Source organism: Burkholderia sp. MSMB1498, assembly GCF_001526245.1.
Classification (GTDB): Bacteria; Pseudomonadota; Gammaproteobacteria; order Burkholderiales; family Burkholderiaceae; genus Burkholderia; species Burkholderia savannae.
On sequence record NZ_LOYJ01000002.1, the window covers coordinates 1 to 24107 of the forward strand.

Annotated in this window: 20 protein-coding genes; 9 read left to right on the top strand and 11 right to left on the bottom strand. The window is 67.5% G+C overall.

The genetic code is table 11. From position 1 onward, the window contains the following. Nucleotides 1-282 precede the first annotated feature (282 nt). Complete coding sequence (locus tag WS91_RS00155; RefSeq protein ID WP_059584434.1) at nt 283-1518, top strand: Bcr/CflA family multidrug efflux MFS transporter; 1236 nt, start codon at nt 283-285, stop codon at nt 1516-1518. Nucleotides 1519-1729: 211 nt separating this feature from the next. On the opposite strand, the gene WS91_RS00160 is transcribed toward WS91_RS00155, so the two are convergent. From WS91_RS00160 to zwf, 7 genes are all read right to left on the bottom strand, one after another. Next, nucleotides 1730-2749: a D-cysteine desulfhydrase gene (locus tag WS91_RS00160; protein ID WP_059584435.1), complete on the bottom strand. Its 1020-nt coding sequence runs from the start codon at nt 2747-2749 to the stop codon at nt 1730-1732. A 57-nt stretch (nt 2750-2806) separates the two neighbouring features. Next, complete coding sequence (locus WS91_RS00165; RefSeq protein WP_038745733.1) at nt 2807-3532, bottom strand: amino acid ABC transporter ATP-binding protein; 726 nt, start codon at nt 3530-3532, stop codon at nt 2807-2809. Nucleotides 3533-3596: 64 nt separating this feature from the next. Beyond that, nucleotides 3597-4256: an amino acid ABC transporter permease gene (locus WS91_RS00170; RefSeq protein ID WP_038745731.1), complete on the bottom strand. Its 660-nt coding sequence runs from the start codon at nt 4254-4256 to the stop codon at nt 3597-3599. 72 nt (nt 4257-4328) lie between these two features. After that, nucleotides 4329-5129 carry a transporter substrate-binding domain-containing protein gene (locus WS91_RS00175; protein WP_059669557.1) on the bottom strand — a complete coding sequence of 267 codons (801 nt, stop codon included), beginning with the start codon at nt 5127-5129 and terminating at the stop codon, nt 4329-4331. A gap of 383 nt (nt 5130-5512) precedes the next feature. Continuing rightward, nucleotides 5513-7438: a bifunctional transcriptional regulator/glucokinase gene (locus WS91_RS00180; protein ID WP_038745729.1), complete on the bottom strand. Its 1926-nt coding sequence runs from the start codon at nt 7436-7438 to the stop codon at nt 5513-5515. After that, nucleotides 7416-8096: a 6-phosphogluconolactonase gene (gene pgl / locus WS91_RS00185; protein ID WP_059669545.1), complete on the bottom strand. Its 681-nt coding sequence runs from the start codon at nt 8094-8096 to the stop codon at nt 7416-7418. Before pgl ends, WS91_RS00180 begins: the two co-directional genes overlap by 23 nt. Nucleotides 8097-8188: 92 nt before the next feature. Continuing rightward, entirely contained in the window at nt 8189-9658 is a 1470-nt protein-coding gene (gene zwf / locus WS91_RS00190; RefSeq protein ID WP_059669546.1) for a glucose-6-phosphate dehydrogenase, read from the bottom strand. Between the two features lie 461 nt (nt 9659-10119). Between zwf and WS91_RS00195 the strand changes: the two genes are divergently transcribed. From WS91_RS00195 to WS91_RS00210, 4 genes are all read left to right on the top strand, one after another. Further along, nucleotides 10120-11367, top strand: a complete 1248-nt coding sequence (locus tag WS91_RS00195; protein ID WP_038745724.1) for an ABC transporter substrate-binding protein — start codon at nt 10120-10122, stop codon at nt 11365-11367. A gap of 154 nt (nt 11368-11521) precedes the next feature. Next, entirely contained in the window at nt 11522-12460 is a 939-nt protein-coding gene (locus WS91_RS00200) for a carbohydrate ABC transporter permease (protein WP_038745722.1), read from the top strand. After that, nucleotides 12450-13307, top strand: coding sequence for a carbohydrate ABC transporter permease (locus tag WS91_RS00205; protein ID WP_038745720.1), 858 nt, complete (start codon nt 12450-12452; stop codon nt 13305-13307). The genes WS91_RS00200 and WS91_RS00205 overlap by 11 nt, the downstream gene beginning before the upstream one ends. 112 nt (nt 13308-13419) lie before the next feature. Then, nucleotides 13420-14538, top strand: coding sequence for an ABC transporter ATP-binding protein (locus WS91_RS00210; RefSeq protein WP_038745718.1), 1119 nt, complete (start codon nt 13420-13422; stop codon nt 14536-14538). Nucleotides 14539-14735: 197 nt separating this feature from the next. On the opposite strand, the gene WS91_RS00215 is transcribed toward WS91_RS00210, so the two are convergent. From WS91_RS00215 to trxB, 3 genes are all read right to left on the bottom strand, one after another. Next, the gene (locus tag WS91_RS00215; protein WP_038745717.1) at nt 14736-15356 is read right to left on the bottom strand and encodes a trimeric intracellular cation channel family protein; all 621 of its coding nucleotides are present in this window, start codon (nt 15354-15356) and stop codon (nt 14736-14738) included. Between the two features lie 25 nt (nt 15357-15381). After that, complete coding sequence (locus WS91_RS00220) at nt 15382-16125, bottom strand: Smr/MutS family protein (RefSeq protein WP_038745715.1); 744 nt, start codon at nt 16123-16125, stop codon at nt 15382-15384. Between the two features lie 160 nt (nt 16126-16285). Next, nucleotides 16286-17248 (bottom strand): thioredoxin-disulfide reductase, encoded by a 963-nt coding sequence (gene trxB, locus WS91_RS00225; protein WP_038745713.1) that lies wholly within the window; start codon nt 17246-17248, stop codon nt 16286-16288. Nucleotides 17249-17566: 318 nt separating this feature from the next. Here trxB and WS91_RS00230 point away from each other — a divergent pair, with 318 nt between their 5' ends. The 3 genes from WS91_RS00230 (at nt 17567) to WS91_RS00240 (ending at nt 22163) form a co-directional block, all read left to right on the top strand. After that, nucleotides 17567-19873, top strand: coding sequence for a DNA translocase FtsK (locus WS91_RS00230; RefSeq protein WP_059669547.1), 2307 nt, complete (start codon nt 17567-17569; stop codon nt 19871-19873). A 58-nt stretch (nt 19874-19931) separates the two neighbouring features. After that, nucleotides 19932-20642, top strand: a complete 711-nt coding sequence (lolA, locus tag WS91_RS00235; protein WP_038745826.1) for an outer membrane lipoprotein chaperone LolA — start codon at nt 19932-19934, stop codon at nt 20640-20642. A 210-nt stretch (nt 20643-20852) separates the two neighbouring features. Next, nucleotides 20853-22163 carry a replication-associated recombination protein A gene (locus WS91_RS00240; protein WP_059669548.1) on the top strand — a complete coding sequence of 437 codons (1311 nt, stop codon included), beginning with the start codon at nt 20853-20855 and terminating at the stop codon, nt 22161-22163. A 24-nt stretch (nt 22164-22187) separates the two neighbouring features. Here WS91_RS00240 and WS91_RS00245 read toward each other — a convergent pair whose 3' ends face one another. Further along, nucleotides 22188-22454, bottom strand: coding sequence for a DUF2164 domain-containing protein (locus WS91_RS00245; RefSeq protein ID WP_038745708.1), 267 nt, complete (start codon nt 22452-22454; stop codon nt 22188-22190). Nucleotides 22455-22758: 304 nt separating this feature from the next. Here WS91_RS00245 and serS point away from each other — a divergent pair, with 304 nt between their 5' ends. Continuing rightward, the gene (gene serS, locus WS91_RS00250; protein ID WP_038745706.1) at nt 22759-24060 is read left to right on the top strand and encodes a serine--tRNA ligase; all 1302 of its coding nucleotides are present in this window, start codon (nt 22759-22761) and stop codon (nt 24058-24060) included. Nucleotides 24061-24107 lie beyond the last annotated feature (47 nt).

The window sequence follows — 24107 nt, forward strand, 5'->3', positions numbered from 1 at the left end:
CCGCCGACCCGCCAACCCGCCAACCCGCCAAACCGCCAAACCGCCAACCCGCCAAACCGCCAAACCGCCAAACCGCCAAACCGCCAAACCGCCAAACCGCCAAACCGCCAAACCGCCATGCGCCGGACATCACGCCGGCCACTCCAGTCGGCCCTGCATCAAGAACGCCGGCAACCGGTCGCGTACAATCGAGCCTCGCGGCGGCCCGACCGGGCGCCGCCCTCCTTGCCTGGCCGTCGCGCGCGCCCACCCGCGCACGGCGGCCGCTTCCGTGGAATTCCAATGCCTCACGTCGCAAGACGCCGGCCCGACGGCCGGCTGATCCTGTTGCTCGGCGCGCTCGCCGCGTGCGGGCCGATCGCCACCGACATGTACCTGCCGAGCCTGCCCGCGATCGCGGCCGGCTTCGGCGTGAGCGCCGCCGCCGCGCAGCGCACGCTGACGAGCTTCATGGCCGGCTTCTCGATCGGCATGCTGCTCTACGGACCGCTGTCCGACACCTACGGCCGCCGGCCCGTGCTGCTCGGCGGCATCGCGCTCTTCACGCTCGCGAGCGTCGGCTGCTTCGTCGCCGCGTCGATCGACATGCTGATCGTCGTGCGCTTCCTGCAAGCGTTCGGCGCGGGCGCGGCGTCGGTGCTCGCGCGCGCGATCGCGCGCGACGCGCACGAGCCGGCCGACGCGGCGAAGGTGCTGTCGATGGTCGCGATCGTCACCGCGATCGGGCCGCTCCTCGCGCCGCTCATCGGCGGGCAGGTGCTGCGCTTCTCGGGCTGGCGCGGCGTGTTCGTCGTGCTCACGCTGTTCGGCGCGGTCTGCGCGACGGCCGCGTTCCTGCGCGTGCCCGAGACCTGGCCGCGCGAGAAGCGCGCGAGCTCGGCCGTGCTCGCATCGTTCTCCGCATACGGGCGCATCGTCGCCGATCCGGTCGCGTGGGGCCATATGCTGTGCGGCGGAATGGCGTTCGCGTCGATGTTCGCGTACATCACCGCGACGCCGTTCGTCTATATCGATTACTTCCACGTGTCGCCGCAGCATTACGGGCTGCTGTTCGGGTTGAACGTCGTCGGCATCATGCTCGGCAACTTCCTGAACACGCGCCTCATCGGCCGCGTCGGATCGCTGAAGATCATCGCGGGCGCGTCGCTGCTGAGCTGCGCGGCGTCGCTTGCCGTCGCGTTCTTCGCGCTGACGGGGCTGGGCGGATTGTGGTCGATCGTCGCGAGCCTCTTTTTCGTCGTCGGCGTCGTCGGGATTCTGTCGGCCAATTGCACGACCGACCTGATGCACCGCTATCCGCACAACGCGGGCGCCGCGGCCGCGGTGTTCGGCGCGATGCAGCTCGCGCTCGGCGCGCTCGCGAGCGTCGCGATCGGCGCGCTCGCCGACGGCACGCCGTTCGCGATGGGCGTGACGATCGGCGTCTCGGGCCTCTTGTGCCTCGGCGGGCGCATGCTCGTGCTGCGCTGGCATGGCCTGCCGGTGAAGGGCAGGTTCCGCAACGTCGACGTCGCGTAGCGAAGCCGGCGGCTTGCGCACGCCGCCGCCGGCATGCGGCTTTTCGTTGCCGCTGGCGCCGGTTGCCGCGCGGCACGAAGGGCCGCGTTCGGCGTCGCGCGGTCACGACGCGTGCGCGACGCCGTATTGCGACGACAGATAGCGCCGGATGCCGTCGGGCGCGGCGATGTGCGCGAACGCGGGGTGACGGCGCTTCAGCGTTCGCGCGACGTCATGCGTTCGCGCCGCACGCGTCGCGATACGCGAACAGCGCGGGCGCGCCGCCCGTATGCAGGAACAGCACCGGGCCGTTTCCTTCGATGCGGCCGCGCGCGATGCCGTCGAGCAGGCCGGCCATCGCCTTGCCCGTGTACACGGGATCGAGCAGCAGCCCCTCGGTTCGCGCGAGCAACCTGACTGCGTCGTTGCCCGCGCGATTGGGCTCGCCGTAGCGCGGCGCGAAGTAGTCGTCCCACAGATCGATGCGCGTCTCGGCCGGCGTTTCGACGCCGAGCAATGCGCTCGCCCGGTCGAGCAGTTGCCGCACCTTCGGGCGCTGCGCGGCATCGGTGCGCGACACCGTGACGCCGATCACGGGCAGCGATGGCAAGGCATGCGCGAGCGCCAACGAGAGGCCCGCGTGCGTGCCCGCGCTGCCGGATGCGAGCACGACGGCCGAGAAGTCGAGCGCCGCGGCGCGGATCTGCTGTTCGAGTTCCAGCCCCGCGCGCACGTAGCCGAGCGCGCCGAGCGCGTTCGAGCCGCCGATCGGAATCACGTACGGGCGACGTCCTTCGTCGCGCAGCCGTTGCGCGGCCGCTTCGAGCTGCCGGTCGGCGTCGTCGAGGTTGTCGACGTCGTGCACGCGCACACGGAACAGATCGAGCAGCAGCCGGTTGCCGCTGCGCAGGTAATCGTCGCGCGCGGTCCCGATCGGGTTTTCGAGCAACGCGACGCAGTCGAGGCCGAGTTGCGCCGCGAGCGCTGCGGTCTGCCGGACGTGATTCGACTGGATCGCGCCTGCCGTCACGAGCACGTCCGCGTTTTGACGGAGCGCGTCCGCGGCGAGGAATTCGAGCTTGCGCAGCTTGTTGCCGCCCATCGCGAGCGGCGTGCAATCGTCGCGCTTCACGTAGACGTCGCGGCCGACGTGCGCCGACAGGCGCGGCAGCCGTTGCAGCGGCGTCGCCGCATCGATCAGATTCAGGCGGGCGAAAGTGTTCAGTTTGGTTGAAAGCGTCGTCGTGTTCATGCCGGGTGGAGGTGTCGGGTCGTCGTGACGCCGCCGGGCGGCGGCAGGCCAAGCGGGTCAGTGCAGGATCTTGTCGAGAAAGTCGCGCGCGCGCTCGGAGCGCGGCGTGCTGAAGAACGTCGCGCTCGCCGCGTCTTCGACGATCACGCCGCTGTCCATGAAGAGCACCCGATTCGCGACCTTGCGTGCGAATCCCATCTCGTGCGTGACGCAGATCATGGTCATCCCTTCGCGCGCGAGCTCGACCATCACGTCGAGCACTTCGTTGATCATTTCAGGATCGAGCGCGGATGTCGGCTCGTCGAACAGCATCGCTATCGGGTTCATCGACAATGCACGCGCGATCGCGACGCGTTGCTGCTGCCCGCCCGACAGCTGGCCGGGAAACTTCTGCGCATGCGCTTTCAGGCCGACGCGATCGAGCAGGCGCAGCCCGATGTCGCGCGCCTCGTCCTGGTCGCGGCGCAGCACCTTGATTTGCGCGAGCGTCAGGTTCTCGAGCACGGACAGGTGCGGAAACAGTTCGAAATGCTGAAACACCATGCCGACGCGCGCGCGCAACTGGGCGAGCTTGATCGACGGATCGCCAAGGCGCGCGCCGTCGACGATGATATCGCCCCGCTGGAACGGCTCGAGGCCGTTGATCGTCTTGATGAGCGTCGACTTGCCCGAGCCGGACGGCCCGCAGACGACGACCACTTCGCCTTTCGTGACGGTTGCGCTGCAACCGGTGAGGACTTGATGGGCGCCGTACCACTTCGATACGTTGTCGAGAGTAATCATGTTCGGAAACCTTGCGAATTGCGCAACGCGCGGCCGTGCCGCGATCCGGACGGCCGCCGCATGTTCAGTGCGCCGACGGTAGCACGCAGCGCTTTTCGACGCGCACCTGGAGCCGCGACAGCAGCGTACTCAGGACCCAGTAGATGGCCGCGGCCGCGAGATACAGCGGAAGCGGCTGGAACGTCGATGCGATGGCTTCCTGCGTCGAGCGCAGCAACTCCGTCACGGTGATGACGGAGACGAGCGACGTGTCCTTGATGAGGCTGATCAGCGTGTTCCCGAGGCTCGGCACCGCGAGGCGCAGCGCCTGCGGGCAGACGACGTGGCGCAGCGTCTGCACGTGCGTGAGGCCGAGGCTGTGCGACGCGGCCCACTGGCCGCGGCCGATGCCGAGGATCGCGCCGCGCATGCTTTCGGACAGATAGGCGCCCGCGTTGAGCGTCAACGTCAAGATGCCGGCCGAAGTCGGGTCCAGCGAGATGCCGATGTCGGGCAGCCCGTAGTAGACGACGAACATCTGCACGAGCAGCGGCGTGCCGCGCATCAGGCTGACGTAGCCTTGCGCGATGGCGGACAGTATCCGGTTGTTGCCGATTCGCACGATCGCGACGACGAGGCCGACGATCAGGCCCAGCACCATCGACGCGAGCGCGAACTTCATCGTCAGAATCGCGCCGTTCGCGAGCACGGGGAGGGCGTGCACGACCACATCGAACGCTTCCATGAATTGGACTCCAAAACATTTACGGGCGCGCCGGTGGCCCCTGGGCGTGCCGACGCGCGCGGGTGGTGACGGTTATTGCGCGTTGGGGACCGACGTGTCGACGCCGAACCACTGCACCGAGATCCTCTTGAGCGTGCCGTCTTTGCGCATCGAGGCGAGCGCGTCGTCGATCGCCTTCGCGAACTTCGGATTGCCCTTGCGGAACGGGATGCCCATCTGCGTCTCGCCGCCCTTGACCGTCGCGCCCGGCCGCAGCGGCATGTGCGCGTTCTTGATCAGGTACGGCAGCATCAGCCGGTCGTCCATGCTGACGTCGATGCGGCCCGCCGCGACGTCGCGCAGCTTCTCCGGCGCGCCCGGGTACGTCTTCACGTCGACGCCGGGCAGCGTCTTCGCGAGATCGGCGAAGTTCGTGCCGAGCGTGACGCCGAGCCGCTTGCCCTGCAGCGCGCCCGGCGCGCCGTAGTCGAACTTGTCGTCCGCGCGCTGGATCAGTTGCGCGGCGGAGTACACATACGGCTGGCTGAAGTCGAGGGCCTGCTTGCGCGCCGGCGTGATGCCGACCTGGTTCACGATCACATCGAACTTGCCCGCCTGCAGGCCGGCGAGAATTCCGCTCCATTCGGTCGTGATGAATTGCGGTTTCACGCCGAGCCGCGCGGCGACTTCCTTCGCGACGTCGACGTCGAAACCTTCGAGCTGGCCGTCGCTGTTGCGGTAGTCGAACGGGGGGTAAGTGCCTTCGAGCGCGATCTTGAGCACGCCGGCCTGCTTGACGCTGTCGAGCAGGTCGGCTGCGTGCGCGGAAGCGGCAGCGATGCCGAACAGCGCGGCGGCGAGTGCTGACGTGAACATCGGTTTGAATGCCTTCATCTTCAATCTCCGTGGGACAAAACTGAGCGAGTGATTTTACGGCTGCGTCGTCGCATCGACGGCGTTCGCCGCCCGCGCGGATTCGTGCGGCATCGGTGCGGACGGCAGTGACGAATGCGTGCCGAGTGAAGGCAAGCATAGTTTTGTCAAAATGGAAAATGTTTCCAAAGAATCCCGGATTTACACGGCCGCGTGGAAAGTTCTTCTATCGTTCGCGTGGGTTGCGCAAGTGCTCCGCTGTCGGCGCAACCGGGTGCAATCGTGGGGAAGCCGAGTCGACGCGTTGCCCGTCGGTTCCGGGCCGCGCAACCAAAAAAAAGCCGGAGCCCGAAGGCTCCGGCTTGCGGCGATCCGCGAGGCGCGGCGCGCGTTGAATGCTCTCGTCAGTCCTTCGCCGCGGGCGCCGCGCCGTGGCTCAGCCAGTCGAGCACGTCGGCGGCCTCGTCGTCCGCGCTCGCGCCCGCGCGCGCCTTCGCGCGCGCCATCGCTTCGGCGAGCTCCGCGTTCGGCGCGGCGCGGCGAATCGCGACGCCGACCGCGAGGATGTCGATCATCACGAGATGCAGAATCCGCGAGATCATCGACAGCTGCGATTCGCGCATCTCGATGTGATCGGTTTCGAGCGCGACCGTCGCGCGTTTCGCGAGCGGCGTGTTGCTCGACGTGATCGCGATCACCTTCGCGCCCGCCTGCATCGCGACGTCGAGCACGCGCAGAAGCTCCGGCGCGCGGCCCGACTTCGACACCGCGACGATCACGTCGCCCTTGCCGAGAAGCGCCGCCGACGCCGCCTGCATGTACAGGTCGCCGTAAGCGATCGTCGGGATGCCGAAGCGGAAGAACTTGTAGTGCGCATCCTGCGCGACGATGTTCGAATTGCCGAGCCCGTAGAACTCGATGCGCCGCGCGTTGTTCAGGATGTCGATCGCCTGCTCGACGTGCTCGAAGTTCAAGTGTTCGCGCAACTGAAGGATCGCCGACACCGTGTTGTCGAGCACCTTCGCGCCGAAGTCGGTGGCGGTGTCGCCGAGATGCACCTGGCTGTGGCTCATCGGGATCGTGCCCGTCAAGCCCGTCGCGAGCTTCAGCTTGAAGTCCGACAGCCCCTGGCAGCCGAGCGAGCGGCAGAAGCGGATCACCGTCGGCTGGCTCACGTCGGCCTTGCGCGCGATGTCGACGATCGGATCGTTGATGATCGAGCGCGGATGGTTGAGCGCGAGATCGGCGACGCGCCGCTCGGCGGGCGTCAACGCATCGCGCATCTGGCGGATTCGTTCGAACACGGCCGACGACGCGCCGCCCGTGCGGTTCGACAACTGCTCGGCGAGAATCGCCGACACGCCGAGGAACGCCGGATACTCGGCGGTGATGAGATAGGTCGGGATGTTCGCGAGATATGCCTCGAAGCGGCCCTTCGCCTCGAAGCGCGCGCGGAACGACGAGCGCAGGAACAGCTCGCCCAGCTTCGGCACGACGCCGCCGCCGATGTAGATGCCGCCGAGCGCGCCGAGCGTCACCGCGAGATTGCCGGCGAACGTGCCGAGAATTCCGCAGAAGCACTCGACCGCCTCGAGCGCGAGCGCGTCGCCCGCGTGCGCGCGCTCGACGATGTCGGCCGTGTCGACGTTCGCGGCCACCCGCTTCTTGTCGCGCGTGGCGAGCGCGCGGTAGATGATCTCCATGCCCGGGCCCGCGCACACGCGCTCGAACGAAACATGCGGATACTTGCGGCGCGCGTACTGCAGCACCAGATCCTCGCGCTCGTCCATCGGCGCGAACGTCGCGTGGCCGCCTTCGCTGCCGAGCGCGATCCAGCGGTCGTCGGCGGGGATGAGCCCGGACACGCCGAGCCCCGTGCCCGGCCCCATCAGGCCGATCACGCTGTTCTGCCGGCGCGCGCCGCCGCCGATCTGCACGCGCTGCGCGTCGGTCAGGCCGGGCAGCGCCATCGCGAGCGCGGTGAAGTCGTTGACGACGAGCAGCGTGTCGAAGCCGAGCGCGCGGCGCGTCGCCTCGATCGAGAAGCTCCAGTTGTGATTCGTCATCCGGACCTGATCGCCGTCGACGGGGTTCGCGATCGCGATCGCCGCGTGATTCACGCGGCCGATCTTCACGTCCTTCAGATACCTGCGGATCGCGTCGGTGAGCGTCGGATAGTCGGCGCCCGGGTATACGCGGATCTGCGTGATGTCGCCCGGGCCCGTCTCGAGCGCGAAGCGCGCGTTCGTGCCGCCGACGTCGGCCAGTAGGCGCGGCCCGTCGGCGTGCTGGGCCGCGGCGGCGGCCTTAGTTTGCGCACCAGTAGACATCGAGCTTCGTCCCCTTGTCGTTGGCCAGTTGCGAAATCGCGTTCTTTTGCGGCGCGGCCGCGGCCGCCTCCAGCACCTCGCGCTTGCGGCTTCCCGCGATCAGCAGGAACAGGCGCTCGATGCGCTTCAACGCATCGAGCGACAGGCTCACGCGCGCGTGCGGCGCGGCGCCGGGGTGGACGGCGACGAAGCGCTCGGCCGTCGCGATCGCGCGGTCCCATTCGGGCGCGTCCGCGAAGATCGACGCGGTGTGGCCGTCCTCGCCCATGCCGAGCACGGCGACGTCGGGCAGGGGGTGCGCGGGGCTCTGGTTGAGCGCCGCGATCTGCGAGTCGAGCGACTCGCGCACGTCGACGAGCGGCGCGAAGCGCGCTTGCGCGGCCGCGTTGCGCAGCAGCGTCTCGCGCACGAGCTTCGCGTTGCTCGCGTCGTCGGTGTCGGGCACCCAGCGGTCGTCGACGAGCGTCACGTCGATCCGCGGCCAGTCGAGCGCGGCGCCCGACAGCGTTTGCAGGAACGGCCGCGGGCTCGTGCCGCCCGACACGGCGAGCGTCGCGCGCGCGCTGCGCGCGAGCGACGCCGCGAGCGCCTCACCGACCGCTTGCGCGAGCGCTTCGGATTGCGCGCGCGGGGTTTCGAAAGCGTGAACCTCGATCACTTCTCCTCCAGACTGCTTTTATTGAATTGAATGAATTCGGTGGGAACCGTCGGGCGGCGCGCGGGCGAAGGCCGCACGCGCGCCGCGTTACGTCAGTTTTCTTCTTCGAGCCAGCAGGTGCCGTGCTGCGCGAGCATCGCGCTCGCGGCGGCGGGGCCCCAGGTGCCGGCTGCGTACGGCTTCGGCGGTTTCGCCGAGCGCGCCCATTCGTTCAGGATAGGCTCGACCCAGCGCCACGCGGCTTCCTGCTCGTCGCGGCGCACGAAGAGCGCGAGCCGGCCGTTGATCACGTCGAGCAGCAGGCGCTGGTACGCCTCCATCTGGCCTTCCTTGAAGAACTGATCGAATGCGAGATCGAGGTGCACGCTCGCGAGGTTCATCCCTTCGCCTGGCTGCTTCGCGAGGCAGTACAGTCGAATCGACTCGTTCGGCTGCAGCCGGATCACGAGGCGGTTCGCGCCCGCGCGCAGCGCGGTGGGCCCAAGCGCCGAGTGCGGCACCGGCCGGAAGTTGACGACGATTTCCGCGACGCGGTCGGCGAGGCGCTTGCCGGTGCGCAGGAAGAACGGCACGCCGGCCCAGCGCCAGTTCTCGATCTCGACCTTCAGCGCGACGAACGTCTCGGTCGGGCTCTCGGGCTTCACGCCCGGCTCGGTCGCGTACGCGGGCACCTGCGCGCCCCTGATCACGCCCGCGTGATACTGGCCGCGCACGGCGACCTTGCCGATGTCGCGCGGATCGACGGGCTTCAACGCGCGCAGCACGCGCAGCTTCTCGTCGCGCACCGAATCGGAATCCATCGAGTGCGGCGGCTCCATCGCGACGATCGACAGCAACTGCAGCAGGTGGTTCTGCACCATGTCGCGCAGCGCGCCCGTATTGTCGTAGAAATCGCCGCGCGCCTCGACGCCGAGCTCCTCGGCGATCGTGATCTGGATGCTCTCGACCCACTCGCGGCGCCACAGCGGCTCGAACAGCGCGTTGCCGAAGCGCAGCGCGAGCAGGTTCTGCACCGGCTCCTTGCCGAGATAGTGGTCGATCCGGTAGATCTGGTCTTCGGCGAAGATCTCGCCGACCGCGTCGTTGATCGCGTTCGACGAGCGCAGGTCATAGCCGAGCGGCTTCTCGAGCACGATCCGCGCGCCTTCGTTCAGGCCCACGGCGGCGAGCGCCTTGCAGATCGGCACGAAGAGCGACGGGCCGGTCGCGAGGTAGAACACGCGGATGCCGGACAAGCGTCCGACCGTGTCGCGCAGCAGCGTGTAGTCCTCCGCGCGGCCGAGGTCGAGCTTCACGTAGACGATGCGCTCGAGAAAGCTCTGCCAGACCGCTGCGTCGAACGCGCCGCCCGCCGCCTTCGCCGCATGCGGCTTCACGTGCTCGTCGATCCACTGCAGGTAGCCGTCGCGGTCGGCCGCATGGCGGGCCACGGCGACGATCCTGCCGGCCTCCGACAGCATGTTCGCGCGGTGAGCCTCGAAGAGCGCGGGGAGGATCTTGCGCATCGACAGATCGCCGGTGCCGCCGAAGAGAACGAAGGTGAAGCTCGAATCGGTATGCATGTGTCTCCGCCGTTTGGGGATGCCCGCGACGCGGGCCGTAGTGCGATAAAAATATTTTTGACACTGAATTGTAGTTTAACTACAATCCGCCGCAAGGGGTAGCACCCGAACGAAGAAAAGAAGCGCACGGCATGAAGAGGCGCGGTCTTCGGGCGGGCCGTGCGGCGCGCGCGCCGCACGCGGCAAATGTTATCGGACATTGATGAAGCGCATGTTCGCGCGGCGTCGCTGCCCCGGGTTCGAGCCGCGAGGCGGCGGAACCGGTTAGCCCAAAGAGGAGACGGTCGTTGAATTTCGAGTCACTCAGTTCCTAAGAGCCCGCGGCCGGCATCGGCCCGAACGCATCGATCATGCGTCGTTCGCGGCTCGATTTCCCGTGTCGTTCCGTAGCAAAGCCGGCTTTCGCGTATCCGCGTAGTCGAAAGCCTGACGAATCGATCCAAATCTGGAGGAGATAACTGATGAAAATTCGCGCGATCATGGGCGCGCTCGGCGCCGCAGGCCTGTTGTTCGGCGCCGCCGCGGCGCAAGCGGCAGAGAATGTCACGGTGCTGCACTGGTGGACGTCGGGCGGCGAATCGAAGGCCGTCGGCGTGCTGAAGGACGACCTGCAGAAGCAGGGCTACGTGTGGAAGGATTTCGCGGTCGCGGGCGGCGCGGGCGCCGCGGCGATGACCGCGCTGAAGACCAAGGTCATCAGCGGCGACGCGCCGTCGGCCGCGCAGATCAAGGGGCCGCTCATCCAGGATTGGGCGGACCAGGGCGTGCTCGTGAACATCGACGCGGCCGCGGGCGACTGGAAGCAGAACCTGCCGCCCGAGATCGACAAGATCATCAAGTACAAGGGCAACACCGTCGCGGCGCCGTTCTCGGTGCACCGCGTGAACTGGCTCTACATCAACAAGGCCGCGCTCGACAAGATCGGCGCGAAGCCGCCCGCGACGTGGCCCGAATTCTTCCAGGTGGCCGACAAGCTGAAGGCGGCGGGCATCCAGCCGGTCGCGATGGGCGGCCAGCCGTGGCAGGACCTGACGCTGTGGGAAGACGTCGTGCTGTCGCAAGGCGCCGACTTCTACAAGAAGGCGCTCGTCGACCTCGACCAGAAGACGCTCACGTCCGACAAGATGCTCGAAGTCTTCAACACGGTCCGCAAGATCCAGGGCTACTTCGACTCCGGCCGCAACGGCCGCGACTGGAACCTCGCGACCGCGATGGTCATCAACGGCCGCGCCGGCATGCAGTTCATGGGCGACTGGGCGAAGGGCGAGTTCGAGGCGGCCGGCAAGAAGTCGGGCAAGGATTACATCTGCGCGGCGGTGCCGGGCACGGCGAATGCGTACACGTTCAACGTCGACTCGTTCGTGTTCTTCCAGCAGAAGGGCCAGAAGGCGGCGACGCCCGGCCAGATCGCGCTCGCGAAGACGATCATGACGCCCGCGTTCCAGGAGCAGTTCAGCTTGCTGAAAGGCTCGATCCCCGTGCGTCTCGGCGTGAAGATGGACAAGTTCGACGATTGCGCGAAGAAGTCCTACGCTGATGAGCAGACGGCGATCAAGGCCGGCGGCTACGTGCCGTCGCTCGCGCACGGCATGGCGCAGAGCGACGCGACGGCGGGCGCGATCACCGACGTCGTGACGAAGTTCATGAACTCGCAGCAGGACTCGAAGAGCGCGGTCGCCGCGCTCGCGCGAGCCGCGAAGGTGAAGTAACGCACGGCGCGAGCGCCCGGATTCGCGCATCGTCGCGCCGGGCGCTGCGTGCTGCATCCGCAGCAAACGGGCCGCGAGCCGGCCCGCGCCGTACCCGCCGCCCGCGCCGGCTTCGTGCCCGCGCGCGGCGATCTCGTCCCAGGAGTCGAAACACGTGGCTGCCCCTCTTAGCGGAAACGGAACCAGCGCGGCTGCCGCGCACCGCACGTCGCCGCTGTCGGCGTTCGCCGACCGCTGGATTCCGAAACTGGTGCTCGCGCCCAGCATCGCGATCGCCTTGGTTTTCATCTACGGCTTCATCGTCGTCACCGGCTATCTGTCGCTGACGAATTCCCGGCTGTTGCCGAACTACGATTTCGACGGCTTCGGCCGCTATTCGGACCTGTTCCAGAACGACGTCTGGTGGACGTCGGCCGCGAATCTCGGCTGGTTCGGCATCCCGTTCGTCGCGATCTGCGTCGTGCTCGGGCTCTTTCTCGCGATCCTGCTCGACCAGAAGATCCGCAACGAAGGCGCGCTGCGCGCGGTGTTCCTGTATCCGATGGCGCTGTCGTTCATCGTCACGGGCACGGCCTGGCAGTGGATACTGAATCCGGGCCTGGGCCTCGAGAAGGTGATGCACGACTGGGGCTGGACGAATTTCTCGTTCGGCTGGCTCGACGATCCGGACAAGGCGATCTTCTGCGTCGTGATCGCGGCCGTGTGGCAGTCGACGGGTTTCGTGATGGCGCTCTTCCTCGCCGGCCTGCGCGGCGTCGACAGCGAAATCTTCAAGGCCGCGCAGGTCGACGGCGCGACGCTGCCCACGATTTACCGCAGAATCGTGATTCCGAGCATGCGCCCGGTGTTCTTCTCGGTGCTGCTGATCCTCTGCCACATCACGATCAAGACCTTCGACCTCGTCGTCGCGCTGACGGCGGGCGGGCCGGGCACGTCGTCGTCGCTGCCCGCGATGTTCATGTACACGTATTCGTTCAACCGCGGGCAACTCGGCGTCGGCGCGGCGTCGTCGGTGATGATGCTCGCCACCGTCGTCGCGGTGCTCGTGCCGCTCATGTATCTGGAATCGAGGAGCACCCGCAATGCAGCCTAAGATGACCCTCAGTCGGGCAGTCATTTACGCGGCGTTGATCCTGTTCGCGTTGTACTTCCTGTTCCCGATCTACGTGATGCTGTCGACGTCGTTCAAGGATCTCGACCAGTTGCGCACGGGCAACCTGCTGACGCCGCCGTCGAACTGGACGGTCGCGCCGTGGGCGAAGGCGTGGAGCGAGGCGTGCACCGGCGTGCGCTGCGACGGGATGAAGCCGTTCTTCTTCAACTCGATCAAGATGGTGATTCCGGCGGTGCTGATCTCGTCGCTGATCGGCGCGTTCAACGGCTACGTGCTCACGCACTGGCGCTTTCGCGGCGCGGATGCGCTCTTCACGATGCTGCTCGTCGGCTGCTTCATCCCGTTCCAGGTGATCCTGCTGCCGATGGCGCGCGTGCAGGGCTTCTTCGGAATGGCCAACACGATTGCGGGCCTCGTGTTCGTGCACGTCGTGTACGGGATCGCGTTCACGACGATGTTCTTCCGCAACTTCTACGTGAGCGTGCCGGCGGAACTCGTGAAGGCGGCGCGCATCGACGGCGCGGGCTTCTTCACGATCTTCACGAAGATCCTGCTGCCGGTGTCGCTGCCGATCTTCATGGTGTGCCTGATCTGGCAGTTCACGCAGATCTGGAACGACTTCCTGTTCGGGATCGTGTTTTCCGGCGTCGATTCGATGCCGATCACGGTCGCGCTGAACAACCTCGTCAACACGTCGACGGGCGTGAAGGAGTACAACGTCGACATGGCGGGCGCGATCATCGCCGCGCTGCCGACGCTCGTCGTCTACGTGATCGCCGGGCGTTACTTCGTGCGCGGCCTGACGGCGGGCGCGGTGAAGGGCTGAGCTCGGCACGAACGACGCGAACGGGCGGGCGCCGCGCGCGGCGCAACGATACGAGACATACGAGACACGACGCGGCGCACGCGCGCCGCACTGAAGACAGAGGATTCACAGCATGGCAAGCCTTTCCATCCGCGACGTGTACAAGACCTACCCGAACGGCGTGCCTGTCCTGAAGGGTGTCGACATCGACATCGAGGACGGCCAGTTCCTGATTCTCGTCGGCGGTTCGGGCTGCGGGAAATCGACGCTCCTCAACATGATCGCGGGCCTCGAGACCGTGACGAAGGGCGAGATCCGGATCGGCGAGAAGGTCGTCAACGACCTGTCGCCGAAGGATCGCGACATCGCGATGGTGTTCCAGTCGTACGCGCTCTATCCGTCGATGACGGTGCGCGAGAACATCTCGTTCGGCCTGAACATCCGCAAGGTGCCGAAGGGCGAGCAGAAGCAGATTGTCGATCGCGTCGCCGCGATGCTGCAGATCGAGCACCTGCTCGATCGCAAGCCGGGGCAGCTGTCGGGCGGCCAGCGGCAGCGCGTCGCGATGGGCCGCGCGCTCGCGCGCGATCCGGCGCTGTTCCTGTTCGACGAGCCGCTCTCCAACCTCGACGCGAAGCTGCGCATCGAGATGCGCGCCGAGATCAAGCTGTTGCACCAGCGCCTCGGCACGACGATCGTCTACGTGACGCACGACCAGATCGAGGCGATGACGCTGGGCGACCGGATCGCGGTGATGAAGGACGGCGTCGTCCAGCAGTTCGGCGCGCCGCAGGACATCTACGATTCGCCGTCGAACCTGTTCGTCGCGGGTTTCATCGGCGCGCCGCCGATGAACTTCATCAACGGCAAGCTCGTCGAGCAGGGCAGCGGCGTGGGCATCGAGCTCGACACGGGCGCGATGCGCGGCGTGCTGAACCTGCCGTTCGACGCGAAGCGGATGAACGGGCACGTCGGCCGCGACGTGATCCTCGGCCTGCGGCCGGAGCGCATCACCGATGCGCGGAGCGCGCACAACGGCGAGAGCTCGCGCCTGCAGCCCGTCGACGTGACCGTCGACGTGACCGAGCCGACGGGCCCCGACACGCACGTGTTCGCGCAGGTCAACGGCAAGCGGATCGTGAGCCGCGTGCACCCGGCCGCCGATCCGAGGCCGCAGCAGAAGCTGTCGCTGTTGTTCGACGTGTCGAAGGCGGTGTTGTTCGATCCGTCGACGGAGGCGCGGATCGCGTGATTCCGCGCGCGCGGGCTGCGGCGTCGGATGACGGCGCCGCACGCGCGACGCGTGCGCGGCTCGATCGCCGCGCCGATCGCGGGCGAAACCCGAGCGGCGGTGAGACGGCAAGGGAGCGGGGAAGAGAAGGGCGGACGTGCCGGCACGGGCCGCCTTTTTTTCGCCTGCGTCGCACGCCGCGAGCGCAGCGAGCGCCGCTAGTGCGGCAGCCGGATGTCGAGCTTGTACGTGACGAGCCGCGCGACGAGGATGAAGGCCGTCGCCGCGAGCACGCTGTAGACGGAATCGAATTGCAGCCACACGAGCAGCAGGTAGATCAAGCAGCCGGCGAACGCGCAGGTCGCGTACGGCCGCGAATCGCGCAGGATCAGCGGAATGTCGTTGCACAGCACGTCGCGGATGATCCCGCCGAGCACGCCCGTCGTCACGCCCATCATCGCGGCGACGAACCACGGCATCTGCGCGTCGAGCGCGATCGACGTGCCGGAGATGCTGAAGATTCCGAGGCCGACCGCGTCAGCGACGAGCAGCAGCCGCTCGGCGGACAGCCGCGACGCCATCCTGAGCACGAGCGGCGCGGCGAGCGACAGGCCGAAGATCGCGATCATGTAGCCCTGGTGCTCGACCCAATAGAACGGGCGCCGCTCGAGCAGCACGTCGCGCATCGTGCCGCCGCCGAACGCGGTCGCGAGCGCGACGACGAACGTGCCGACCGAGTCGAGCCGGTTCTTGCGCGCCTCGACGAAGCCGGAGATCGCGAACGCGAGCGTCGCGATCGCCTCGAGGACGGCGATCGCGAGCGCGAGCCTGGGATGCACGCTGCCGCCCGTCTTGGTTTCGCGCTTAGGCCGGCTGCAATAGCACGAGGACGGCGCCCGCGCCGCCGTCGTGGCCGCGCGCCTGGCAGAACGCGATCACCTCGTCCTTCTGCACGAGCCACGCGCGCACCTTGCCCTTGAGCACCGGCTCCTTGCCGACCGAGCCGAGCCCCTTGCCGTGAATCACGCGCACGCAGCGCAGGCCTTTCTTGCCCGCGTCGCGGATGAATTCGGCGAGCGCCTCGCGCGCCTCGTCGCGCCGCATCCCGTGCAGGTCGAGCTGCGCCTGGACGATCCATGCGCCGCTTCTGAGCTTGCGCACGACGTCTTGGCTCACGCCGGGGCGGTGGTAGTACAGCGTCTCGTCGGTGTCGAGCAGCGTCTCGGGATCGAATTCGTCGGACAAAGTCTCGGACAGCACCGCCTCCTCGTCCTGCTGCGTGTGCTTCGGCACGGGCTCGGGCACCGGACGGCCGCTCGCGGCGCGCGGCGGCGCGGCGAGCGGCTTGATCTCGCCGATCTCGCGGCGAAACAGATCGGCGTCGGCGTTGGCCTGGCGGGCCGCCTGCTTCGCCTGTGCCGCTTCGCGCGCGCGGCGCTCGGATTCGCCGGCGAGCGACGCGCGCAGCGCGCCGAGCCCGGTGAGGCCCTGGCCGCGCAGCGCGGCGGGCGACGGTGGCGGGCTCGCGGGCGCGGGCGCCGGTTCGACCGCCCGTGCGGCGGCTTGCCGCTTCGCGGGGTCGCTCGGGTGAGGCTGGTTCTTCGCCATGATGAATCGAATGCGGGGAAGGGCGGGCGCGCCGACGCTGCGGATTCGCCCGACGGACATGAAAAAGAAAAAGCCGCTGCGCGATGCACAGCGGCTGCGGTGTGTCGGACCCGGCAGGCGGCGCGCGGCGAGACGCCATTGTAGCGCCCGCGCGGCGCGCTTACTTGCGGTCGTGCAGGCTTTCGAGATAGCGCTGCGCGTCGAGCGCCGCCATGCAGCCCGTGCCCGCGCTCGTGATCGCCTGGCGGTAGATGTGGTCCTGCACGTCGCCCGCCGCGAACACGCCCGGCACGCTCGTACCCGTCGCGTTGCCCGACAGGCCGCTGTTCGTGATGATGTAGCCGTCCTTCATCTCGAGCTGGCCCTTGAAGATGTCGGTGTTCGGCTTGTGGCCGATCGCGACGAAGAGGCCCTGCACCGCGACATCCTCGGTCGCGCCCGTCTTCACGTGCTTGACGCGCACGCCCGACACGCCGGAATCGTCGCCCGTCACTTCGTCGAGCACGTGGTCCCACTTGATCTCGACGACGCCTTCCTTTTCCTTCTCCAGCAGGCGGTCGACGAGGATCGGCTCCGCGCGGAACTTGTCGCGGCGGTGGATCACCGTGACCTTCTTCGCGATGCCCGTCAGGTAGAGCGCTTCCTCGACGGCCGTGTTGCCGCCGCCGACGACCGCGACGTTCTGGCCGCGATAGAAGAAGCCGTCGCAGGTCGCGCAGGCCGATACGCCCTTGCCCATGAACGCTTCTTCCGACGCCAGGCCGAGATACTGCGCGGATGCGCCCGTCGAGATGACGAGCGCGTCGCACGTGTATTCGCCCGCGTCGCCGACGAGGCGGATCGGCTTCTCGTGCAGCTTCGCGGTGTGGATGTGGTCGAACACGATTTCGGTGTTGAAGCGCTCCGCGTGCGCGAGAAAGCGCTGCATCAGCTCGGGGCCCTGCACGCCGTCCGGATCGGCCGGCCAGTTTTCGACGTCGGTCGTCGTCATCAACTGGCCGCCTTGCGCGATGCCCGTGATCAGGAGGGGCGACAGGTTCGCGCGGGCCGCGTAGACGGCCGCCGTGTAGCCGGCGGGGCCGGAACCGAGAATCAGGACTTTCGCGTGTTTGGGCGTGGACATGTGCAGGATCCGTAAAAAGCGGCCGGCCGGGCGGATGACGCTGCCGGGCGGCCCGTTGCGAGCGGGATACCGTCGCAGATGGGTGCAAAGCTCGCATTATAAAGGGCTGTCTGCTGCGCTGCCGAATGGACTTTTCAATCGACGCGATAGCTTCGCGCGGCGCCAACTGTGGTAACGCGTGCACATTCCCGGCGCGAGTCGGCGGGGCGTTACCGTCATTTACACTTGGCGCGGCGGCGCAGCGTTTACAATAGATCGGATCGAACGATCGGCCGTCCTGCCGCGCGCAGGCCGCCTCATCGCCATCTTGACGGATTCATGGCAAAAGCACCTTACACCGCTCAGGCCCAAGCGCTGCCGCATCGCATGTCGCGCCTACTGACCGAGATCCGCTGGATTCTCCAGGTCGCGCTGCTCGCGTTCCTGCTGATGGCGCTCCTGAGCTACAGCCGGCGCGACCCGAGCTGGACCCACGCCGCGCAGGTCGACCACATCGCGAATTGGGCAGGGAGGGTCGGCGCGTGGACGGCCGACATCATGCTGCTGCTCTTCGGCCTCTCCGCGTATTGGCTCATCGTGCTGCTCGGGCGGCGCGTCGCCGCGAATTATCGGCGGATCACCCGCCACGACACGCTGCCGGACGAGCCGGCACGGCCGGCGGGCTGGCTCGCCGAGGGCTTCGCGTTCGTTCTCGTGCTGCTCGCGAGCGACGGCATCGAGGCGCTGCGGATGTGGTCGCTGAAAGTGCAACTGCCGCGCGCGCCGGGCGGCGTCGTCGGCGAGGCGCTCGCGCGCGGCGTGTCGCACGCGTTCGGCTTCACGGGCGGCACGCTCGCGCTGCTGATCGCGCTCGCGATCGGGCTGTCGCTGTATTTCCGCTTTTCCTGGCTGTCGGTCGCCGAGCGCGTCGGCGACGCGATCATCAACGCGTTCACGCTCGCGAAGCTGCGCCGCGAGGCCGAGCGCGACCGCAGGCTCGGCGAGGCCGCGGCCGTCAAGCGCGAAGGCAAGGTCGAGGAGGAGCGCGTGCGCATCGAGGAGCACGAGCCCGTCACGATCGTGCCGCCCGTCGTCACGCCGGCGAAGTCCGAGCGCGCGGAGAAGGAGCGTCAGCAGCCGCTCTTCACCGATCTGCCGGGCGACTCGACGCTGCCCGCGATCTCGCTGCTCGATCCCGCGCCGACGTCGCAGGAGACGATCTCCGCCGACACGCTCGAATTCACGTCGCGCCTGATCGAGAAGAAGCTGAAGGATTTCGGCGTCGAGGTGAGCGTCGTCGCCGCGTACCCGGGCCCCGTCGTCACGCGCTACGAGATCGAGCCCGCGACGGGCGTGAAGGGCAGCCAGATCGTCAATCTGTCGAAGGATCTCGCGCGCGCGCTGTCGCTCGTGTCGATTCGCCTCGTCGAGACGATCCCCGGCAAGAACTACATGGCGCTCGAGCTGCCGAACCAGCGCCGGCAGACCGTGCGCCTGTCAGAGATCCTCGGCTCGGAAGTCTACGCGGACGCGCCGTCGATGCTCACGCTCGGCCTCGGCAAGGACATCGGCGGCAAGCCGGTTTGCGCGGACCTGGCAAAAATGCCGCACCTGCTCGTGGCCGGCACGACGGGCTCGGGCAAATCGGTTGGGATCAACGCGATGATCCTGTCGCTGCTCTACAAGGCGAGCGCCGAGCAGGTGCGCGTCATCCTGATCGATCCGAAGATGCTCGAAATGAGCGTCTACGAAGGCATTCCGCATCTGCTGTGCCCGGTCGTCACCGACATGCGCCAGGCGGGCCACGCGCTCAACTGGACGGTCGCCGAGATGGAGCGCCGCTACAAGCTGATGAGCAAGCTCGGCGTGCGCAATCTCGCGGGCTACAACAACAAGATCGAAGACGCGAAGAAGCGCGAGGAGAAGATCCCGAATCCGTTCAGCCTGACGCCGGACGATCCGGAGCCGCTCGGCCGGCTGCCGAACATCGTCGTCGTGATCGACGAGCTGGCCGATCTGATGATGGTCGTCGGCAAGAAGGTCGAGGAGTTGATCGCGCGGATCGCGCAGAAGGCGCGCGCGGCGGGCATTCACCTGATCCTCGCGACGCAGCGCCCGTCGGTCGACGTGATCACGGGCCTCATCAAGGCGAACGTGCCGACGCGGATCGCGTTCCAGGTGTCGTCGAAGATCGATTCGCGCACGATTCTCGACCAGATGGGCGCGGAGTCGCTGCTCGGCCAGGGCGACATGCTGTACCTGCCGCCCGGCACCGGGCTGCCCGTGCGCGTGCACGGCGCGTTCGTGTCGGACGACGAGGTGCATCGCGTCGTCGAGAAGCTGAAGGAGCACGGCGAGCCGAATTACGTCGAGGGGCTCCTCGAAGGCGGCACGGCGGACGGCGACGAAGGCTCGGGCGCGGGAACGGGCGATGCGAACGGCGAGTCTGATCCGTTGTACGACCAGGCGGTCGAGGTCGTCATCAAGAACCGGCGCGCATCGATCTCGCTCGTGCAGCGCCATCTGCGGATCGGCTACAACCGCGCGGCGCGCCTGCTCGAGCAGATGGAGCAGTCCGGGCTCGTGTCGGCGATGTCGTCGAGCGGGAATCGCGAAATCCTCGTGCCCGCGCGCGATGCAGATTGAATTCGCGCTGGCGCCGTCGGTCGAACGCGCACCGGCCGTCTACGGAGAAAACCTCAACATGCAGCATCAGTCGTTGGCAGTTCACCCCGCTTTTCGCGTCGCGCCGAAGCGCACGTTCGCGCGCACGCTGCGCGCCGCGCTCGCGGGTGCGGCGCTCGCGCTCGTCGCATCGCACGCGTTCGCGAGCGGCACCGAGCAGTTGAAGGCGTTCGTCGCGAAGGTGCACGCGGCGAAGGGCGATTTCACGCAGCAGATCGTCAAGGCGCCGTCGAAGGCGGCGAGCGGCGCGGTGCCGACCGTGAAGCCGACCGACAACTCGAGCGGCAGCTTCGTGTTCTCGCGGCCCGGCAAGTTCATCTGGACGTATCAGAAGCCGTACCAGCAGGTGCTGCAGGCCGACGGCGACAAGCTCTACGTGTACGACAAGGATCTGAACCAGGTCACCGAGCGCAAGTTGGCGGGCGCGCTCGGCGCGAGCCCCGCCGCGATCCTGTTCGGCAGCAACGATCTCGAGAAGAACTACACGCTGCGCGACGCGGGCGAGAAGGGCGGGATCGACTGGCTTGAGATGGTGCCGAAGGCGCAGGACACGCAGTTCCAGCGGATCGGCATCGGCTTCAGGAACGGCGTGCTCGCCGCGATGGAACTGCACGACGTGTTCGGCAACGTGACGCTGCTCACGTTCTCGAACATTCAGACGAATCCGCCGCTGAAGGCCGACCAGTTCAAGTTCGTCGTGCCGAAGGGCGCGGACGTCGTCACCGGCTGAGCGCGGCCGGGGCGCATCGACCGACGACCGGGCCCGCCAGCGATGGCGGGCCCGGTTCGTTTGGGCGCGCGCCACGTCGCGTCGCTGCCTCGCGCGCCTAGCCGCCGCGCCGCTGCCCGGCCCGCCGTGGCAGCGGGCGGCGCGGCTGTCATAATGTCCGGTCCGGCGGCGAACGCTTGCCGCCATCGTTTTTCGTGGGAGCCAAGGTCCATGTCCGACCTGTTTGCAGTCGAACCGCGCCGGCCGCTCGCCGAGGCGCTGCGCCCGAAGACGCTCGCCGACGTGATCGGCCAGACGCATCTTCTCGGCGAAGGCAAGCCGCTCAGGCTCGCGTTCGAATCGGGCAAGCCGCATTCGATGATTCTCTGGGGGCCGCCCGGCGTCGGCAAGACGACGCTCGCGCGCCTGACCGCGCTCGCGTTCGACTGCGAGTTCATCGCGCTGTCCGCCGTGCTGGGCGGCGTGAAGGACATTCGCGAGGCGATGGAGCAGGCGCGCGACATGCTGAACCGCACCGGCCGCCACACGATCCTGTTCGTCGACGAGATCCACCGCTTCAACAAGGCGCAGCAGGACGCGCTGCTGCCGTTCGTCGAATCGGGGCTCGTCACGTTCATCGGCGCGACCACCGAGAATCCGAGCTTCGAGGTGAACTCGGCGCTCTTGTCGCGCGCGCAGGTGTACGTGCTGAAGTCGCTGACGGAAGACGAACTGCGCCAGTTGCTCAAGCGCGCGCAGGACGCGGCGCTCGAAGGGCTCGCGTTCGACGACAAGGCGGTCGACACGCTGGTCGGCTACGCGGACGGCGACGCACGGCGCTTCCTGAACCTGCTCGAGCAGGCGCAGACGGCGGCAACGTCCGCGGGCGTGACGACGATCGACGCGGCGTTCGTCGAGAGCGCGATGACGATGAATGCGCGCCGCTTCGACAAGGGCGGCGACAACTTTTACGATCAGATCTCCGCGCTGCACAAGTCGGTGCGCGGCTCGAGCCCGGACGGCGCGCTGTACTGGTTCTGCCGGATGCTCGACGGCGGCGCCGATCCGAAATACCTCGCGCGGCGGATCGTGCGGATGGCGTGGGAGGACATCGGCTTGGCCGATCCGCGCGCGATGCAGATCGCGAACGACGCGGCCGGGACGTACGAGCGGCTCGGCTCGCCGGAAGGCGAGCTCGCGCTCGCGCAGGCCGTGCTCTACCTTGCGTGCGCGGCGAAGAGCAACGCCGGCTACAACGCGTACAACGAGGCGATGGCGTTCGTGCGTCAGGACAAGTCGCGCGAGGTGCCGGTGCATCTGCGCAACGCGCCGACGAAGCTGATGAAGGAGCTCGGCTACGGCCACGCGTACCGCTATGCGCACGACGAGCCGAACGCGTATGCCGCGGGCGAGACTTACTTGCCGGACAGGATGCGCGAGCCGCGCTGGTACAAGCCGGTGCCGCGGGGGCTTGAAACGAAGATCGCTGACAAGCTCGCGTGGCTGCGCGAGCTCGATCGCGACGCCGGCAAGAAGGATTAGCGGCGGCTGCGGCCGGCTGCCCGTTCAGCGTTTGCGCGCGGGCTGTTTCTTCCAGTAGTCGAACGGCTCGTGATGGCAGTCGATGTCGAGCTCGGCGACGCGCGCTTGCAGGCTCGATTGCGCGTCGGCGACTGCGAGGTTGTAGATCGCGGGCCCGATTTCCTGGACGAAGAAATGCAGCAGCGCGCCGGCCTGGATGTTGCCGATCGGCTCCTCCATGTTTTCGGTGAAATAGCGTTGCAGCGACGCGATCGCGCGGTCGCGCACGTCCTTGTCCAGTTCGATGCCCATCGTTTCTCCGTGTCGACCAGAGTTAGCGCTTTAGCGCTTACTCTGGTCCCATGCACCGCAGTCGACCAGAGTTAGCGCTTTAGCGCTTGTTCAGGTCCCATGCACCGCGGTCGACCGGCGTTCGCGCGTCAGCGCTCGCTCCGGTCCCATGCAAAGCGGCTTCGCGGCGCGCGGCACGCATGCCTGAAACGCGATACTGCCACGAACAGCGGTCCGTTTGCGACGCCGGCCGTCCGGCCGACGCCGTGGCGGTCGCGCGGTGCGTTAGAATTCTCCTCTTACACAACGATTCTCCTGTCCTCCCATGCTCGACATCCAGTTGCTGCGCAAAGACCTCGACGGCGTCGCGAAGCGCCTAGCCGATCGCGGCTACACCCTCGACGTCGCCGCGTTCTCCGCGCTCGAATCGGAGCGCCGCGCGATCCAGACCCGCACCGAAGAGCTGCAGGCGCGCCGCAACAGCCTCTCGAAGCAGATCGGCGCGATGAAGGGGCGGGGCGAGGACACGTCGGCGGTGATGGCCGAAGTGGGCGGCATCGGTGACGAGATGAAGGCGTCGGCGGTGAAGCTCGACGAGATTCAGGCACGTGTGTCCGATCTGATGCTGCAGATGCCGAACCTGCCGCACGAAAGCGTGCCGGTCGGCCGCGACGAAACGGAGAACGTCGAAGTGCGCCGTTGGGGCACGCCGCGCCAGTTCGATTTCGACGTGAAGGACCACGTCGACGTCGGCGCGCCGCTCGGCCTCGATTTCGAAACGGGCGCGAAGCTGTCGGGCGCGCGCTTCACGGTGCTGCGCGGTCCGATCGCACGGCTGCATCGCGCGCTCGCGCAGTTCATGCTCGACACGCACACGCAGCAGCACGGCTACAGCGAAATGTACACGCCGTACATCGTCAATCCCGACGTGCTGTACGGCACGGGCCAGTTGCCGAAGTTCGCCGACGACATGTTCCGCGTCGAGAAGGGCGGCGCGGAGAATACCGTCACGCAATACCTGATCTCGACGTCCGAGATCTCGCTGACGAACACCGTGCGCGATTCGATCGCCGAGGCGTCCGCGCTGCCGATCAAGCTGACCGCGCATTCGCCATGCTTTCGCTCGGAGGCGGGCTCGTACGGCCGCGACACGCGCGGGATGATCCGTCAGCACCAGTTCGACAAGGTCGAGATGGTGCAGATCGTCGCGCCGGAGGCGTCGTACGCGGCGCTCGACGAGATGGTCGGCCATGCGGAGGCGATCCTGCAGAAGCTCGAGCTGCCGTACCGCGTGATCACGCTGTGCACGGGCGACATGGGCTTTGCGGCGGCGAAGACGTTCGACCTCGAAGTGTGGCTGCCGGCGCAGAACACGTATCGCGAGATTTCGAGCTGCTCGAACACCGAATCGTTTCAGGCGCGCCGGATGCAGGCGCGGTTCCGCAACGCGCAGGGCAAGCCGGAACTCGTGCACACGCTGAACGGCTCGGGTCTCGCGGTCGGCCGCACGCTTGTCGCGGTGCTGGAGAATTACCAGAACGCCGACGGCTCGGTGACGGTGCCGGTCGCGTTGCGGCCGTACATGGGCGGCGTCGAGCGGATCGATGCGCCGTCGAACGCGGCCTGAGCGGGCTTCCGAGCGGCTTCGAAAAATATTTGAGAAAAAACTTGGAA